Origin of the sequence: Stenotrophomonas sp. FR010 (assembly GCF_047520755.2) — a bacterium.
GTDB classification, from domain to species: Bacteria; Pseudomonadota; Gammaproteobacteria; order Xanthomonadales; family Xanthomonadaceae; genus Stenotrophomonas; species Stenotrophomonas sepilia.
In genome coordinates this window covers 133,325-149,660 of the sequence record NZ_JAXBQT020000007.1, presented here as the reverse complement: position 1 = coordinate 149,660, position 16,336 = coordinate 133,325, and the positions used below count along the sequence as shown (strand labels likewise).

At 67.2% G+C, this 16,336-nt stretch carries 17 protein-coding genes and 1 tRNA gene; 6 read left to right on the top strand and 12 right to left on the bottom strand.

Translation table 11 applies throughout. From position 1 onward, the window contains the following. Positions 1 to 135 precede the first annotated feature (135 nt). The gene (gene eda / locus ACM0PK_RS08730) at positions 136 to 795 is read left to right on the top strand and encodes a bifunctional 4-hydroxy-2-oxoglutarate aldolase/2-dehydro-3-deoxy-phosphogluconate aldolase (protein ID WP_134970163.1); all 660 of its coding nucleotides are present in this window, start codon (positions 136 to 138) and stop codon (positions 793 to 795) included. Between the two features lie 117 nt (positions 796 to 912). On the opposite strand, the gene ACM0PK_RS08725 is transcribed toward eda, so the two are convergent. The 3 genes from ACM0PK_RS08725 to ispG all read right to left on the bottom strand — a co-directional run bounded on the left by ACM0PK_RS08725 (position 913) and on the right by ispG (position 3,756). Beyond that, positions 913 to 1,560 (bottom strand): response regulator, encoded by a 648-nt coding sequence (locus tag ACM0PK_RS08725; protein WP_005416124.1) that lies wholly within the window; start codon positions 1,558 to 1,560, stop codon positions 913 to 915. 170 nt (positions 1,561 to 1,730) lie between these two features. Further along, a complete protein-coding gene (locus ACM0PK_RS08720; RefSeq protein ID WP_414607492.1) occupies positions 1,731 to 2,510 on the bottom strand; it encodes a phosphatase PAP2 family protein in 780 nt (259 codons plus the stop codon). Next, the gene (ispG, locus tag ACM0PK_RS08715; protein WP_134970161.1) at positions 2,491 to 3,756 is read right to left on the bottom strand and encodes a flavodoxin-dependent (E)-4-hydroxy-3-methylbut-2-enyl-diphosphate synthase; all 1,266 of its coding nucleotides are present in this window, start codon (positions 3,754 to 3,756) and stop codon (positions 2,491 to 2,493) included. The genes ACM0PK_RS08720 and ispG overlap by 20 nt, the downstream gene beginning before the upstream one ends. Before the next feature lie 114 nt (positions 3,757 to 3,870). Between ispG and ACM0PK_RS08710 the strand changes: the two genes are divergently transcribed. Both ACM0PK_RS08710 and ACM0PK_RS08705 read left to right on the top strand, forming a co-directional pair. After that, complete coding sequence (locus ACM0PK_RS08710; protein WP_049414674.1) at positions 3,871 to 5,097, top strand: ATP-binding protein; 1,227 nt, start codon at positions 3,871 to 3,873, stop codon at positions 5,095 to 5,097. Then, positions 5,094 to 5,657 carry a response regulator transcription factor gene (locus ACM0PK_RS08705; RefSeq protein ID WP_005409063.1) on the top strand — a complete coding sequence of 188 codons (564 nt, stop codon included), beginning with the start codon at positions 5,094 to 5,096 and terminating at the stop codon, positions 5,655 to 5,657. The genes ACM0PK_RS08710 and ACM0PK_RS08705 overlap by 4 nt, the downstream gene beginning before the upstream one ends. A gap of 102 nt (positions 5,658 to 5,759) precedes the next feature. On the opposite strand, the gene pgi is transcribed toward ACM0PK_RS08705, so the two are convergent. The 6 genes from pgi to pcnB all read right to left on the bottom strand — a co-directional run bounded on the left by pgi (position 5,760) and on the right by pcnB (position 11,361). Then, positions 5,760 to 7,274: a glucose-6-phosphate isomerase gene (gene pgi, locus ACM0PK_RS08700; RefSeq protein ID WP_414607491.1), complete on the bottom strand. Its 1,515-nt coding sequence runs from the start codon at positions 7,272 to 7,274 to the stop codon at positions 5,760 to 5,762. After that, positions 7,271 to 7,651 (bottom strand): aspartate 1-decarboxylase, encoded by a 381-nt coding sequence (gene panD, locus ACM0PK_RS08695; RefSeq protein ID WP_006432456.1) that lies wholly within the window; start codon positions 7,649 to 7,651, stop codon positions 7,271 to 7,273. Before panD ends, pgi begins: the two co-directional genes overlap by 4 nt. A 161-nt stretch (positions 7,652 to 7,812) precedes the next feature. Then, positions 7,813 to 8,652 carry a pantoate--beta-alanine ligase gene (panC, locus tag ACM0PK_RS08690; protein ID WP_134970159.1) on the bottom strand — a complete coding sequence of 280 codons (840 nt, stop codon included), beginning with the start codon at positions 8,650 to 8,652 and terminating at the stop codon, positions 7,813 to 7,815. Further along, positions 8,649 to 9,464: a 3-methyl-2-oxobutanoate hydroxymethyltransferase gene (panB, locus tag ACM0PK_RS08685; RefSeq protein ID WP_014646749.1), complete on the bottom strand. Its 816-nt coding sequence runs from the start codon at positions 9,462 to 9,464 to the stop codon at positions 8,649 to 8,651. The genes panC and panB overlap by 4 nt, the downstream gene beginning before the upstream one ends. Positions 9,465 to 9,498: 34 nt before the next feature. After that, positions 9,499 to 9,984 (bottom strand): 2-amino-4-hydroxy-6-hydroxymethyldihydropteridine diphosphokinase, encoded by a 486-nt coding sequence (gene folK / locus ACM0PK_RS08680; protein WP_414607490.1) that lies wholly within the window; start codon positions 9,982 to 9,984, stop codon positions 9,499 to 9,501. A 3-nt stretch (positions 9,985 to 9,987) separates the two neighbouring features. Beyond that, a complete protein-coding gene (pcnB, locus tag ACM0PK_RS08675; RefSeq protein ID WP_095377484.1) occupies positions 9,988 to 11,361 on the bottom strand; it encodes a polynucleotide adenylyltransferase PcnB in 1,374 nt (457 codons plus the stop codon). 52 nt (positions 11,362 to 11,413) lie between these two features. Here pcnB and ACM0PK_RS08670 point away from each other — a divergent pair. After that, positions 11,414 to 11,488, top strand: a tRNA-Glu gene (locus ACM0PK_RS08670). Positions 11,489 to 11,962: 474 nt separating this feature from the next. On the opposite strand, the gene ACM0PK_RS08665 is transcribed toward ACM0PK_RS08670, so the two are convergent. Then, positions 11,963 to 13,387, bottom strand: a complete 1,425-nt coding sequence (locus ACM0PK_RS08665; protein ID WP_414607489.1) for a sugar porter family MFS transporter — start codon at positions 13,385 to 13,387, stop codon at positions 11,963 to 11,965. A 194-nt stretch (positions 13,388 to 13,581) separates the two neighbouring features. Between ACM0PK_RS08665 and fdxA the strand changes: the two genes are divergently transcribed. Further along, on the top strand, positions 13,582 to 13,905 hold the full coding sequence (fdxA, locus tag ACM0PK_RS08660) for a ferredoxin FdxA (protein WP_301909210.1): 324 nt from the start codon (positions 13,582 to 13,584) through the stop codon (positions 13,903 to 13,905). Positions 13,906 to 14,115: 210 nt separating this feature from the next. Here the strand turns inward: fdxA and ACM0PK_RS08655 are convergent, their stop codons facing one another. Both ACM0PK_RS08655 and dapA read right to left on the bottom strand, forming a co-directional pair. Beyond that, the gene (locus tag ACM0PK_RS08655; RefSeq protein ID WP_005416115.1) at positions 14,116 to 14,631 is read right to left on the bottom strand and encodes a hypothetical protein; all 516 of its coding nucleotides are present in this window, start codon (positions 14,629 to 14,631) and stop codon (positions 14,116 to 14,118) included. 32 nt (positions 14,632 to 14,663) lie between these two features. Further along, positions 14,664 to 15,557 (bottom strand): 4-hydroxy-tetrahydrodipicolinate synthase, encoded by an 894-nt coding sequence (gene dapA, locus ACM0PK_RS08650; RefSeq protein WP_061480294.1) that lies wholly within the window; start codon positions 15,555 to 15,557, stop codon positions 14,664 to 14,666. Positions 15,558 to 15,721: 164 nt separating this feature from the next. On the opposite strand from dapA, the gene ACM0PK_RS08645 reads away from it, so the two are divergent. Beyond that, entirely contained in the window at positions 15,722 to 16,282 is a 561-nt protein-coding gene (locus ACM0PK_RS08645; protein WP_005409051.1) for a glycine cleavage system transcriptional repressor, read from the top strand. Positions 16,283 to 16,336: the final 54 nt, after the last annotated feature.

The window sequence follows — 16,336 nt, the reverse complement described above, 5'->3', positions numbered from 1 at the left end:
TCCATGGGGGCTCGATCGCGGCATCCATGCCGCTCACGGTCCCGGCCAGGGCGCTCTACTGCCCTTGGACAATTCCCGGCGCGTCATTTGCGCTGCGGCCACTGAATCAAGAAGAGCAAAGGCAAGGGCAAAAGCATGGGTATCGAACAACATCAGGTGAAGGCGGCGGAGCTGTTGCATGCGGCGGGCATCCTGCCGGTGGTGACGATTCATACGCTGGACCAGGCGCGGGCGGTCAGTGCGGCGCTGCTGGAAGGTGGTCTGCCGGCGATCGAGCTGACGCTGCGCACGCCGGTGGCGATGGAAGCGCTGGCGATGCTCAAGCGCGAGCTGCCCGATGTGGTGGTGGGTGCCGGTACGGTGCTGACCGTGGAGCAGATGCAGCAGTCGATCGATGCGGGTGCGGACTTCCTGGTGACCCCGGGGACGCCGCCGGCGCTGGCTGATGCACTTGCCGCTGCGCCGCTGCCGGTGGTGCCAGGTGCGGCGACGCCGACCGAGCTGCTGTCGCTCTACGCCCGCGGCTTCCGCGTGTGCAAGCTGTTCCCGGCCACAGCCGTGGGCGGGCTGGCGATGATCAAGGGACTGGCCGGCCCGGTGGCGGACCTGAAGCTGTGCCCGACCGGCGGCATCACCGAGAACACCGCCGCCGAGTACCTTGAGCAGAAGAACGTGGTCTGCATCGGCGGCTCGTGGATGGTACCGGGCAACTGGATCGCCGACGGCGAATGGGACAAGGTGCGCGCCAGCGCCGCCGACGCGGCGAAGATCATCAAGCGCGTGCGCGGCCTCTGAGCCCGAAGCAGGTGTAGAGCCGAGCCCATGCTCGGCTCCACATTGCCTCGATCGGCAGTGACGGCCCACGGAATCTGCCCGTGGCCCTGCGGAAGGCTCAGCCGTTGGCCGAAACCCTTACAACGGCCGCGCCGGATCCACCAGCCCGTACTGGCTGGCCATGCGCGCCAGCGCGATGTTGTCGTGGATCCCCATCTTCTCGAACAACCGCGCCTTGTGCGTGTTCACCGTCTTGGCACTCAGGCTCAGGCGCCGCGCGATGTCTTCCTGGCGCAGGCCCTGGGTCAGCAGCAATGCTACTTCCAGTTCTCGCGGCGACAGGCTGTCGAACGGCGAACCATTGCCCTCCACCGTCGACAAGGCCAGGTTCTGCGCGATGCTGGTGCCCAGGTAGCGACGGCCCATGGCCACATCGCGCACCGCGCGCAGCAGCTCCTGTGCATCGCAGCCCTTGCCGATGTAGCCCGCGGCCCCCGCCTCCAGCAAGCGCTTCGGCAGCGGCCCGTCTTCCAGCACCGACACGATCACCACGCGGGTGTTGCGGTGGCTGCGGACGATGCGCTCGGTCACTTCCATGCCACTCACACCGGGCAGGTGCAGGTCGCACAGCACCACGTCCGGCAACAATTGGCGGACGTCGCGCAGTGCGTCTTCGCCCGTCTCGGCTTCGCCCACCACCTCGATGTCGGTCTCCCCCGACAGGATCATCTTCATCCCGGTGCGGACCAGCGCATGGTCATCCACCAGGTAGACTCGAATCGTCATTCACGTACCTCTTCGAATGCGGCCATTGCAGGTCAAGCTAGGCAGGACGCCGATACCCCTGCAAGCGCGTTCGGGACGCGATCCAGGCGTTCTGCCTTGCGCATCACAGTAACGCGCGTTGTGCTTGCCCCCTGTCTTGCAGAACCTGCTGCAACGAAACAACTGATCTATTACGTAGACGCCCCGGAAGGGCCATCCACGTCACCCCCCTGTGATGATGCTTCGCTGGCCGTCGCTGGCGGCGAATCCCGACGTCGCCAAGGATGCCGGCGACTGAACATGACCAGATAGCACCCTACCACCCAAACCAGCGCGGCACACCATCCGGCCAGGATGTCCGAGGGGTAATGCACGCCCAGATAGACCCGTGACACGCTCACCAGCAGGCTGAACGGGGGCGCCAGCAGCAGTACCGGCCAGCGCCAGCGTGTATTCCAGGCCAGCAGCACCAGGGTCGCGGCAAGGGTCATCGAGCCCATGGCGTGCCCGCTGGGGAAGCTGAACGTCGATTCCGGCGCAATCGACTCCCACAGGCTGGGGCGCTGGCGCTGGAAGAAGTGCTTGCTGCCCATGTTCAGCAACGCCGATCCCACGAAACTGACCGCGACGAAGGTCGCCTCGCGCCAGCGCCTGTAGCCCAGCAGCCCACCGATGATCAGCACGTCAGCAGGGATCAGGAACCACTCGTAGCCCAGTTTCGAGATGAGCACGAAGAAGCGGTCCAGCCATGGCGAATGCAGGCCATGCATCTGCCACAGCAGCGGCGCATCGAAATGGAACGATTCAAATTCGTGCACTTCGTCCGCCAAGGCGACGAAGCCGGCCAGCGGCAGCAGCACGCCGCCGAACAGCAGGACCAGGCGCCAGGCGTTGCGCGCCATCCAGTGGCGGAAACCGGAGGCCGACTCCGGTGCGGCGAGGATCGCAGGCTTATCCGGCGCTTCGGACATATTTGTGTTCGACGTAATCGTCGATCAGGGCGACGAACTCCTGGGCGATGTTGTCGCCACGCAGGGTCACCTTCTTCTCGCCATCGACGAATACCGGTGCTGCCGGCGTCTCGCCCGTGCCCGGCAGGGAGATGCCGATGTTGGCATGGCGCGACTCACCCGGCCCATTGACGATGCAGCCCATCACCGCCAGGGTCATGTTCTCCGCCCCCGGGTGGTGGATCTTCCACAGCGGCATCTTCTCGCGCACATGGTTCTGCACCACTTTGGCCAGTTCCTGGAAGAACTCGGAGGTGGTGCGGCCGCAGCCCGGGCAGGCCGTGACCAGCGGCGTGAAGGCGCGCTGGCCGGTGGTCTGCAGCAGTTCCTGGGCGACGATCACTTCCTGCGTGCGCGACTGGCCCGGTTCCGGGGTCAGCGAGATGCGGATGGTGTCACCGATGCCTTCCTGCAGCAGCACGCTCAGCGCTGCCGACGAGGCGACGATGCCCTTGCTGCCGATACCGGCTTCGGTCAGGCCCAGGTGCAGGGCGAAGTCCGAGCGCTGGGCCAGGTCGCGGTACACCGCGATCAGTTCCTGCACGCCACTGACCTTGGCCGACAGCACGATCCGATCGCGCGGCAGGCCCAGTTCCACGGCCTGCTCGGCCGAATCCAGCGCCGAACGGATCAGCGCCTCACGCAGCACGCGGCCGGCGTCCCAGGGCTGCTCGCGCAGGTTGTTCTCGTCCATCAGCCTGGCCGCCAGGGCCTGGTCCAGCGAGCCCCAGTTGGCACCGATGCGCACCGGCTTGTTGTAGCGGATCGCGAACTCGATCAACTGGGCGAACTGCAGGTCCTTCTTCTTGCCGAAGCCGACATTGCCCGGGTTGATGCGGTACTTGGCCAACGCTTCCGCACATGCCGGTTCGGCGGTGAGCAGCTGGTGGCCGTTGTAGTGGAAGTCACCGATCAGCGGTACATCGATACCCATCATCGCCAGCTTGTCGACGATGCGCGGAATGGCCGCAGCGGCTTCCACGGTGTTGACGGTCAACCGCACCATCTCCGAGCCGGCACGCCACAACTCGGCCACCTGCTTCACGGTGGAGGCCACGTCGGAGGTATCGGTGTTGGTCATCGACTGCACCACCACCGGCTTGCCGCCGCCTACGGTGACCCCGCCGATCTGGACGGCATGGGTCTGGCGACGGGGCCAGGCGGTGGCATCGGAGGGGGGAGTCGGGCGGGTGACGGCGTCGTGCATGGGCGCATTCTACCGCCCACTCCCGCATTCGGGGTGACTCGCATTCAGCCTGCGGCACGGCTGCGGCCGATTGTCGCAGGCATGTGCACGCATGAACGCATACGATGAGCGTGAATGACCGGTCCCGACGCCCCGTTTCTCCGTACCCTGTGCAGCCTGCGCTGGCTTGCCGTAGGCGGCCAGGCCGCCACCATCCTGGTCGCGACCTGGGTGCTGGGCCTGCCGTTGCCGCAGCTGCCGTTGTGGGCCGGCGTGGCGGTGCTGGCCCTGTTCAACGTCTATACCCAGCTGCGCCCGGAAGCGGCCGACACTGCGCCGCTGACCGCATTCGGCCATATCCTGGTGGACGTGATCATCCTGACCTGGATGGTGGGCTGGAGCGGCGGCATGGCCAACCCGTTCAGTTCACTGTTCCTGATCCTGATCGCGCTGGCCGCCTTCGCCCTGCCCCTGCGCTGGGCACTGGCGGTCGCGCTGGCCTGCCTGCTCGGCTACGCCGCCAGCGGCATCTTCGGGCAGGCGCTGCCGGACGGCTACTTCCGCGCACAGGACCTCAATCGCTGGGGCGTGGTCGCCAACTTCCTGATTTCCGCCACAGTGGTGCTGGCCTTCTCCACCCGCCTGGCACTGGCCCTGCGGGAGCGCGAACTGGAACTGTCGGCGCTGCGTGAGCGCTTCGCCCGCAACGAGGGCATCGTCGCCCTGGCCACCCATGCCGCCTCGGTCGCGCATGAGCTGAACACACCGCTGGCGACCATGACCCTGCTCGCCGACGATGTCGCCGAGCGCAGCGAAGAGCCTGAAGTGCGCGAAGACATGGAAACCCTGCGCGAGCTGCTGGTGCAGTGCCGGGAACGTGTGCTGGCGCTGGCCGCACCAGCCTCGGCCGACGCGCCGGGCCGCAGCCATTCCAGCGCCCAGCAGGTACTTGAACAATGGCGCCTGGTGCGGCCGACCATCGACCTGCACCGCAATGACGATGCGCCGCTGCGGCTGCCGCTCGACCCGGGCGTAGGCCATCTGTTGATGGTCCTGCTCAACAATGCCGCCGATGCCGGCGAGAAGGCCGGCCGGCCGCGTGTGGACCTGGACCTGCGCATCGAGGGCGACGACCTGATCGGCGAAGTACGCGACTACGGCCATGGTTTCGACGCCCGTGCCGCCGTGCTGCCGGGCAAGCTGTTCGGCAGCAGCAAGAGCGAGGGCATGGGCGTCGGCCTGGCCCTGTCCCATGCCACCATCGAACGCCTCGACGGCGAGATGTGGATGCGCCCGGCCCAGGGGGCCGGCAGCCGCGTCGGCTTCCGCCTGCCGCTGGCCCCACGCGAGGAAACCCCATGAGCGCCTCAACCCTTGGTCTGCTGGTCGACGACGACGAGCTGTACCTGCGCACCTTGCAGCGCAGCCTGGCCCGCAAGGGCCTGGAAACACAGACCGCACAGGATGCCGCCAGTGCCCTGGCACTGGCCCGCCAGCATCCGCCGGCGTTCGCGCTGATCGACCTGAAGCTGGGCAGCGATTCCGGCCTGGCGCTGATCCAGCCGCTGCGCGCACTGCGCGCGGACATGCGCATCCTGCTGGTGACCGGCTATGCCAGCATCGCCACCGCAGTGGAGGCGATCAAGCTGGGCGCGGATGATTACCTGCCGAAGCCGGCCACGGTGCCGATGATCCTGCGCGCCCTCGGTGAAGAGGACGACGGCCCGGCCGACGATGGCGAAATGGAAGTGCCCGATGCGATGACGCCGATCAGCCGCCTGCAGTGGGAACACATCCAGCAGGCGATGCACGAGACCGGCGGCAACGTGTCCGCGGCGGCACGCCTGCTCGGCATGCACCGGCGCTCACTGCAGCGCAAGCTGGCCAAGCGGCCCAGTCCGGAACGCGATCCGAGCCGGTGAGACGCCACGCCACGCGCCGGTAGTGCCGGCCGCTGGCCGGCAACCTCGTGAACGATTGAAGCATCGCCTGGATGCCGGCCAGCGGCCGGCACTACCCGGGCATCAGCCCTTCAGCTGCGCCAGGATCTCGCGGGTCATCGGGTCGGCAACCGCCACATCCTCGCCCTGCAGCGCCGGCAGCAGGCCACTGGCCAGCTGCTTGCCCAGTTCGACACCGAACTGGTCGAAGGCGTTGATGTTCCAGATCACCGACTGCACGTACACAGCGTGCTCGTACATGGCGATCAGTGCACCCAGCGCCTGCGGGGTCAGCGCGTCGAGCAGGATCAGCGTGCTCGGCCGGCCCCCCGGGTAGTCGCGGTGCGGATCTTCGCTGCCCTGGCCATTGGCCAGCGCTTCGGTCTGCGCCAGCAGGTTGGCCAGCAAGGCCTGGTGATTGATCGTATAGGGATCATCGTTGTGCACACAGCCGATGAAGTCGGCCGGAACGACGCTGGTGCCCTGGTGCAACGCCTGGAAGAAGCTGTGCTGCACATCGGTGCCCGCCCCACCCCACCACACCGGCACGGTGTCGACGGTGACCGGCTGGCCGTCGCGCTGCACGCGCTTGCCCAGGCTTTCCATCACCAGCTGCTGAAGGTAAGCCGGCAGCAGCGCCAGGCGCTGGTCGTAGGTCATCACCGCGTGCGTGGCATGGCCCAGCAGGTTGCGGTTCCAGATGTCGGTGAGGCCATGCAGCACCGGCAGGTTGTGCTCCAGCGGTGCATCCAGCGCATGCGCATCCATCTGCGCCGCGCCTTCCAGCAACTGTTCAAAACGTTCGAAGCCGATTGCCAGCGCAATCGGGAAACCGACCGCCGACCACAGCGAATAACGGCCACCGACCCAGTCCCACATCGGCAGCACGCGATCGGCGGCGATCGCGAAGGCCTTGGCGGCGCGCTCCGGATTGGCGCTGACCGCATACAGGCGCTCGCTGCCACCCAGCCAGTCGTGCAGGATCTGGCCGTTGAGCAGGGTTTCCTGGGTACCGAAGGTCTTGGAGATCAGGATGCCGGCGGTCTTCGCCGGATCCAGCGTGGCCAGCGTGCGCTGCATGGCGGCGCCGTCCACGTTCGACACGAAATGCACGCGCAGGCGCGCACCGCTCACCGGGCGCAGCGCATCGGCGACCAGGCGCGGGCCGAGGTCGGAACCCCCGATGCCGACACTGACCACATCGGTCACGCCGCTGTCTTCCAGCGCGCGCACCAGCACGCCCATGCGCTGGCGGATGCCACGCGCGGTGGCATAGGCCTCGGCCGCCACCGGCGCATCGACCACGTCGCCACGCAGCGCGGTATGCAGCGCGGCGCGGCCTTCGGTCAGATTGACCTGCTCGCCGCGGAACAGGCGGGTGGTGGCGCCACCGACATCACGGTCGGCAGCCAGCGCCAGCAACGCCTGCAGCGCCGCGGCATCGTATTTCTGACGGGCGAAGTTGACGTACAACGGACCGACCCGCAGCGCCAGGTCCTGCACGCGGCCGGGTTCGGCGGCGAGCAGGCTGGGAATGCTTGCGCCCTTCAGGCGCTGGGCGTGGGAGTGCAGCGAGTCGAATCCGTTGTTCGTTGTCATGCGGCCTGGGTCGGGATCGTGTCGTTGGTGTGGGTGATCTGGTTGTTGCCATCAACGTACACCAGCTTCGGCTTGAAGCTGTCAGCTTCCTGCTCGGTCATGCTGGCGAACGCGGCGATGATGATGATGTCACCGACCTGCACGTGGCGCGCGGCGCCACCGTTGAGCGAGACAACGCCGCTGCCGGCTTCGGCGCGGATGGCATAGGTCGAGAAGCGCGCACCGTTGGTCACGTCCCAGATGTGCACCTGTTCGAACTCGCGGATGCCCGTGGCAGCCAGCAGGTTGTCATCGATGGCGATCGAGCCTTCGTAGTTCAGCTCGGAATGGGTGACGGTGGCGCGGTGGATCTTGGTCTTGAGCAGGGACAGGTGCATGGTGGCGCTGCAACGGCAAAGGAAAGAGCGGATTCTAGCACCCGCACAGCGCCGGGCATTACGGCCGGCAACCTGTTCAGGTAGGCGGTGAAACCGGGGGCGGATCCCTTTTCCGCTGGGAAAGGGATCTGACCCCATGCATCGCGCGGCATCGCCGGAACTCAGAACTCCAGGTTGTCGATCAGCCGGGTGGTACCCAGCCGCGCGGCGATCAGCGCCACCCGGCCGCCGCCGTCGAAGGTCGGCTCGGCCAGCTCCGGAGTGCGCAGCACCGCGTAGTCAACCTGGAAACCGGCCGCCTGCAATGCGGCAGTGGCCTCGGCCTCGATGCGTTCACGTGCCTGCCCGGCCACGTAGCCTTCGCGCATGCCCAGCAGGGTCCGGTGGATGGTGGTCGCGACCGGGCGCTGTTCAGCGCTCAGGTACTGGTTGCGCGAGCTCTTGGCCAGGCCATCCTCGTCGCGCACGATCTCCGCACCGACGATCTGGATCGGGAACGACAGCTCGGCCACCATCTGCCTGATGACTGCCAGCTGCTGGTAATCCTTGCGACCGAACACGGCCACGTCCGGCTGCACCTGCAGGAACAGGCGCGCCACCACCGTGCAGACGCCATCGAAGTGCCCCGGACGGCTCGCACCTTCCAGCACTTCACTCACGCCCGGCGCGTGCACGCGCGTGGTCTTGTCCACGCCCAGCGGGTACATCGCCTCGACGCTGGGCAGCCACACCGCATCACAGCCAGCCTGCTCCAGCCCGGCCACGTCGGCCTCGGGCGTGCGCGGGTAGCGGCTGAAGTCCTCGTTCGGCCCGAACTGGGTCGGGTTGACGAAGATGCTCGCCACCACCTTGTCGGCATACTGGCGGGCCAGGGCCACCAGCGAATGGTGGCCCCCATGCAGGTTGCCCATGGTCGGCACCAGCGCCACGCGCAGGCCCTCGCGCTTCCACTGGGCGATCTGCCCGCGCAGCGCGCCGAGCTCGTTGAAGGTCTGGATCATTGGGCGTACGCGTGCTGTTCGTCGGGGAAGCTGCCGTCGCGCACGGCGTCGGCAAATGCGCGGGTGGCACCGGCCACCGAGCCGCCTTCGGCAAGGAAATCCTTGACGAACTTGGGACGGCGATGGCCACTGTCCAGACCGAGGAAATCGTGCAGCACCAGCACCTGGCCATCGCACTGCGGGCCAGCACCGATACCGATGGTCGGCACATCCACCGCAGCGGTCACTTCGGCGGCGACGGGGGTCGGCACGCATTCGAGCACCATGATGCTGGCGCCTGCGGCGGCCACGGCCCTGGCATCCTCCACCAGCTGGCGCGCAGCATCGCCGCGGCCCTGGATCTTGAAGCCGCCCAGGCGCAGCACCGATTGCGGGGTCAGGCCCAGGTGCGCGCAGACCGGAATCTCGCGCTCGACCAGGTAGCGGATGATGTCGACCTTGAAGCCGGCACCTTCGATCTTGACCATCTCGGCACCGGCCTGCAGCAGCTGCAGCGATGCATCCAGCGCGCGTTCCGGGGTGGCGTCGGCGCCGAACGGCAGGTCGGCCACCAGCAGCGCACGCTGCAGCACGCGGGCCACGGCGCGGGTGTGGTAGACCATGTCGGCCACGGTCACCGGCAGGGTCGAATCATGACCCTGCACGACCATGCCCAGCGAATCGCCGATCAGGATCAGATCGACGCCGTTGGCATCGAAGGTGCGGGCGAAGCCGGCGTCGTAGGCGGTCAACATGACCAGCTTCTGGCCATTGCGCTTGGCCTCGGCCAGGGCGGGAACGGTCCAGGGCTTGCTGTCTGCGTGGGTGCTCATGTGCTGATAACCGGGGGAGATAACCCGGTCATTATCACCCTATCGGCGTAATCCCGCAGGCATCCACCCGCACCACTGCATCCCGCACGCTGCCATGACCGGGAATGGCCAGATCAGGCGCAATTTCGGCCAGCGGCACCAACACGAAGGCGCGCTCGTGCAGGTAGGGATGGGGCACCTGCAGACCGGGCTGATCGAGGACCTGCGTGCCATACAGCAGCAGGTCCAGGTCCAGCGCGCGCGGCCCCCAGTGCACCGCCGGATCGCGCACGCGGCCAAAGCCCCGCTCCAGCGCCAGCATGGCATGCAGCAACTCATCGGCCGCCAAGGTGGTTTCGACCGCAGCCACGGCATTGACGAACGGCGGCTGGTCTTCATTGCCCCAGGCCGGGGTTGCATAGAGCCGCGAGGCCTGCCGCAGGCGCGTTCCCGGCAGGCCGTCCAGCGCGGCAATCGCCGCGCCCACGGTCGCGGCTGCGTCGCCAAGGTTGGCGCCGAGGCCGATCCAGGCGAGGGTCATCGCTTACTCGCCCGCCGCAGCAGCACCGGGACGTCGACGGCGACGGCGGCGCTTGCGCGGTGCCCCGCTCTCGTCATCGCCGTCTTCACTGTGCATTGCATCCAGCGACGACTCCAGCTCGCGACCGGACTGCGCCTGTGCTTCGCGCCAGAACTCGACATCCACTGCATGCTCGGACGAAGCGACCTGGCGCAGGCTGAGGAAATCGAACGCGGCGCGGAAGCGCGGGTGGGTCAGGGTACGGAACACGCGCTTGCGCTGGCGCGAGCTGAAGCGCGACTGCAGCAGCCAGATCTCCTGCATCGGCAGCGAGAATCGGCGCGGCAGCGCGATGGTGCTGAGCTGCTGCACGGTGACCCGGTCGGCGGCGCGGCGCTGCGCCTCTTCCGGTGCCACCCCCTGCTTGAGCAGGGTCGCCTGTGCGCGGCAGAACGCCGGCCACAGCAGCAACGCGAACAGGAACGCCGGCGAGACCGGCTCGTCGTTGGCCACGCGGGCATCGGTGTTGGCCAGGCCTTCGACCAGCATGCGGCGCAGCGCGCCGGTGCGGTTGGACTTCAGCGCCCTGGCGCTCTCCGGGAACAGCACGTCGAGCAGGCCGTAACGCTCAAGGCCTTCGAAGCTGGCCACGCCGTGCCCGGACAGGAACAGCTTGAGCACTTCCTCGAACAGGCGCGCCGGCGCGGCTTCATTGAGCAGGCCGGCCAGGTGCGGGATGGGCGCAGCGGTCCCCTCTTCGATCTGGAAACCGAGCTTGGCCGCCAGGCGCACCGCACGCAGCATGCGCACCGGGTCTTCCCGATAACGCTGCTCGGGATCGCCGATCAGCTTCATCAGGCGCGCCTGGACGTCTTCGAAGCCGCCGGTGTAGTCGCGCACCGAGAAGTCCTCGATGGCGTAGTACAGGGCATTGCAGGTGAAGTCTCGGCGGACGGCGTCGTCTTCGATGGTGCCGTACACGTTGTCGCGCACGAGCATGCCGTTTTCCATCTCGCGGTCGCCGCTGCCGTCATCGCTGTTGGCACGGAAGGTGGCGACTTCGATGATTTCGCGGCCGAACACAACGTGGGCGAGGCGGAACCGACGACCGATCAGGCGGCAGTTGCGGAACAGCTGCTTGACCTGTTCGGGCGTGGCATCGGTGGCCACGTCGAAATCCTTGGGTTGGCCATTGACCAGCAGGTCGCGCACCGCGCCGCCGACAAGGTAGGCGCCGAAGCCGGCATCGCGCAGGCGATAAAGCACGCGCAGGGCGTTCGGGCTGATGTCCTTGCGGGAGATCGTGTGCTGGTCGCGCGGGATGACGCGCAGGCTGAACGGTGATGTAGCAGGGGAAATGATGTTGGCGCTTCCGGTTGAAGTTTCGGGATTGCCCAATGGCATCGAGGTGCATATACTAGCGCTCCTGCCTCGGCAGCGACACAGTTACGCTCCCTTCGTCTAGTGGTTAGGACGTGGCCCTCTCAAGGCTAAAACAGGGGTTCGAGTCCCCTAGGGAGCGCCAGTCGCCGCAGCAGGAACCGAAAAAGCCCGCCTTGTGCGGGCTTTTCTGTTTTCCGGGATTTGCATTGGCATCGATCGGTTTGGTCGCAGTAGCGCCCCCCTGTTCCTGCGTGGGAGGGGGCGGGCCACCCTTTTCTGGACACGCAAGAGCCCATCCATGGTGCTCGATGGCGCCATCCATGGCGCCAACGGTCCAGAAAAGGGTGGCCCGCCCCCTCCAGACAGTTTCCCGCGAAGGCGGCACGAACAGCTTCGCCCCTCCGCAGCCAATTCAATCCCGACGCGCAGACCTGCGTCCGCCAGAACCGCAATGCCTGACGCGAAGGCGGGGCAGCTCAAGCCGGGACCGTTGGCGCCATGGATGGCGCCATCGAGCCCCCATGGATGGGTTTACGGCGTGTCCCGGATTGGGCTGCCCCGCCTTCGCCCTCGATGACACCGAGGCGCCAACGAATGCAACCGAAGCCAGTCGCCGTCAGCCTTCCATCTGCTCCAGCTCCTTGCCCTTGGTCTCGCGCACGTAGCGGACCACGAAGACGATCGAGAGGATCGCCGCGACGGCGTAGATGCCATAGGCGCCGGCCAGGCCGATGCCGGCCAGCAGCATCGGGAACGTCACGGTGATCGCGAAGTTCGAGGTCCATTGCGCCGCACCCGCCACCGCCAGCGCCGGGCCGCGGATCTGGTTGGGGAACATCTCGCCCAGCATCACCCACATCACCGGGCCCCAGGACATGTTGAAGAACACCACGTAGACGTTGGCTGCCACCAGCGCCAGCCGCCCCATGCCATCGGACAGCTGCAGGCGCCCATCGACGAGGCTGCCGCTGGCAAACGCCACCACCATCAGCACCAGCGCCACCGACATGCCGACCGAACCGATCCACAGCAGCGGCCTGCGCCCGATGCGGTCGATCAGCAGTACCGTCAGCAGGCAGGCACCGATGCTCAGCGCGCCGGACAACACGTTGATCAGCAGCGCGTCGCTTTCCGAGAAACCCACCGCCTGCCACAGCACCGCGCCGTAGTAGAACACCACGTTGATGCCGACCAGCTGCTGGAAGATGGCCAGGCCGATACCCACCCAGAGGATCGGGCGCAACTTGCCGGTAGCCTTGTTGCGCAGGTGGCCGAAGCGCGGCTTGTGCTGGTCCTGGGCCAGGCTGGCTTCGATCTCGGCCTGCTTGGCGGTGGCCGCGGCCTCGCCGTACAGCCGCGCCAGCACCGCCCTCGCCTGCCCCTGCCGCCCCTTCAACACCAGGAAGCGCGGGCTTTCCGGGATCACCAGCAACAACAGCAGGAACAGCCCCGAGGGCAGCCCCTGCATCCAGAACATCCAGCGCCAGGCCTCATGGCCCAGCCACAGGGGCGCGGTCGAGGCGCCGGCGGCACGCGCCAGCAGGTAATTGCTGAGGAAGGCCGCAAACAAACCGCAGATGATCGCCATCTGCTGCACCGTGGCCAGCCGGCCGCGGTAACGCGCCGAGGCGACTTCGGCGATGTAGGCCGGTGACATCACGCTGGCCGCGCCCACCGCGAAACCGCCCAGCACGCGGGCGGCGATGAACAGCCAGGACGCATGGGCCGCGCCGGCACCGAGCGCCGAGACAAGGAACATCAGCGCGGACACGATCAGGACACCGCGGCGCCCCAGGCGATCACCCAGCCACCCGGCCAGGAAGGCGCCGATCGCGCAGCCCAGCAGCATCGAGGCGACTTCGAAACCAAGCGCCGCCTCACTGGAGTTGAAGGCCTGGCGGAGGCCATCGACCGTGCCATTGATGACACCACTGTCGAAACCGAACAGGAATCCACCAAGAGTGGCCACGCAGCTGATCAGGACGATGAATGCAGTGTTCTCACCGCCATGGGGCGCGGTGCTGGGCTGGGTTTGGGACATGGACGATCCTGCTGGGAAGGGAGTCAGGCCACGGTGGGCGACCGAGTGCCCCGCAGCGTCGCACAGCCCCTGCCGTGCCGCCAATGACTCCCACGGTCGCGCCTGCCAGACGCCCGTTCTCCGCCCCGCGCCGACACCGGGGGCCAACCTGTTCTAGAATTGGCAGGTTCAGGAATCGATCCACCCCCAAGCCCATGCCCTTTGTCGTCACCGAAAACTGCATCAAGTGCAAACACACCGATTGCGTGGAAGTGTGCCCCGTGGATTGCTTCCACGAAGGCCCGAACTTCCTGGTGATCGACCCGGATGAGTGCATCGACTGCACCCTCTGCGAGCCGGAGTGCCCGGTCAATGCGATCTTCCCGGAGGACGATGTTCCTGCCGGACAGGAAGGCTTCGTTGCCCTCAACGCCGAGCTGGCGAAGGAGTGGCCGGTGCTGACCGTGCGCAAGGACCCGCCCGCCGACGCTGGCGATTGGGATGGCAAGCCGGACAAGCTGAAGCTGCTGGAGCGCTGAGAAGCGCCCACGGCGGTAACGAAAAGGGCGCCCATGGGCGCCCTTTTCTGTTCTTCGGCAGACCCCAACCGTGCGCTCCGGCAGGTGCCAACCGCGCGACCTGGTAGGTACCAACCCTGGTTGGCACAGAGGTTGGCACAGAAGCGCCGACCAAGGTCGGCCGCTACCAGAGCGGGTGCGGACCAAGGCCCGCAGCCACCCGACCAGCCCTTACTGGGCGAGCTTCGCCTTCAGTGCGGCGATCAGCTTCACCGGCGCTTCGGCGGTGGCCGGCAGGCCACGCGGGTCAACCGCGGAGATGTAGGCGCCGGCATCGACGGCCACTACGCGGACCAGAAAGTTGCTGCCCTCGTAGGCCACGTCGTACGAACCCAGCAACTGCGCGCGGCTGGCGATGGTCACGCCCTCCACGCCTTCCAGTGCGGTACCGACCTTGGCGAAGGCTTCATCCTTGCCACCGGCAATGGTGAAACCGGTGCTGCCGGCTGCCGGAGCCGCAGCAACCGGCGCCGCCGGCTTGGTGGCCGAGGCCAACGTCGGCACCTTGTTGTCGGTGGTGGCATTGGGCAGGTTCAGGTCCGGCGGCACTTCCAGCGGACGCATTTCCGGGGCCAGAGCGTAGTCGCCCTTGGCGCCGCGCTTGAAGCAGCCGGTGGTGCCGGCAGCGACCGCCACGGCAAGCAGGGCATAGGACAGCACGCGGACGGTGGAAACGGATTGACGCATGTGAATCTCCTGGGTCAGACCAAGACGGAAGGTCAGTGGCTGGAAAGGGCTTCGAGGGCGGCGATGTCGCCGGCAAGATGGTCGGCAGCCGGATGATGCGCTGCCGACAACGGCAGCAGTGGCAGGCGCAGGTCGTGACCGATGCCGATGCGGCGCAGCAGCGCCTTGACCGGGATCGGGTTCGGTTCGACGCCGCAGAAATCATGGAAGGGATGCAGGCGCGCATCCCACGACGCGGTGGCTTCGTGGTCGTGTGCGGCGGCCAGCTCGCACATCCGGCGGTAGGCACCGGGAAGCACGTTGGAACCCACTGAGATCAGGCCGTCGATACCGGCCTGGATCGAACGCGCGGCCGTACCGTCGTCCCCGCTGAGCACGGCGAACTGTGGGCTGCGCAGAGCGAGCAGCGCCTGCACCCGGCCGGTGTCGCCCACCGCCTCCTTGATGCCGACGATGTTGGGGTGGCTGGCCAGCTCGGCCACAGTCTCAGGCTGCATGTCGCAACCGGTACGGCCGGGCACGTTGTACAGCACGACCGGCAGCCCGCCCTGGTCGGCCACCGCACGGTAGTGCGCGATCAGGCCGGCCTGGGTGGGGCGCACGTACGGCGGCGTGACCACCAGCGCGTGGCTGGCGCCGAGGGCGGCGGCACGACGGGTCTGTTCGATGGTCTTGGCAGTGCCCGAAAGGCCGGTACCGGCCATGACCGGAATGCGACCGCCGATGCGCTCGACCGCGCTGGCCAGCAGCAGGTCGTACTCGGCGTCGGTGAGGGTTGCCGCTTCGCCGGTAGAGCCGGCTACGACAACGCCATGGACGCCACCTTCCAGTTGCAGGTGCAGCAGGCGCTGCCAACCGTCGGGATCGAGGGCGCCGTCGGCCCGGAACGGGGTCGCCAGCGCGGTGATGAGGCCGGAAAGGGACAAGGACGTGCTGCTCTTGGCTGGGAAGGGAAAACGCCCGCCACGAAAGGCCGGGGGCGACTTGAATGTTACTTGCGGCGCGAAAGCACGGGCAAGTATGCTGGACACCGGTGGATCCCCGCCTCTGGCGGGCATTCAGACTAACGCATGCATTACCCGGAATCGCCTTGACCGACACCACCCCGCGCCCCGCGCCGAGCGAAAACCACCTCCTGATCAACGCCTATACGACGCATCCGGAGTCCCCCCTGCTGTCCGTCACCCGCCGCATCGCCGACAGCGGCTGCAATCTGGTGGATGCACGCCTGGCCACGGTCGGCCGCGATGTCTCGGTCACCGCCCTGGCCACCGGCTCCTGGGACTCGGTGGCCAAGCTTGAGGCGATGCTGACCCGGCTGGAGCGCGAGGAAGGCCTGAAGCTGGTCTGGTACCGCACCGCCGCCAAGCAGGCGCAGTCCAACCTGCTGCCGTACATCGTCGAAGTGATCGCCGCCGACAAGCCGGGCATCCTGTTCCAGCTGGCCGACTTCTTCGACCGCCAGGGCATCACCATCGAGAACCTGCAGAGCACGCGCTACCGCGCCATGCAGACCGGCGCGGAAATGTTCAGCGCACAGGTCACCATCGGCGTGCCGGCCAACATGCACATCGCCGCGCTGCGCGACGATTTCCTCGAGTTCTGCGACCACCTGAACCTGGACGCGATCATGGATCCGATGAAGTTCTGATTCTTCGCGCGTCTCTCACGGGCGCGTGGCGTTTCATGTAGCTGTAATGGCAAG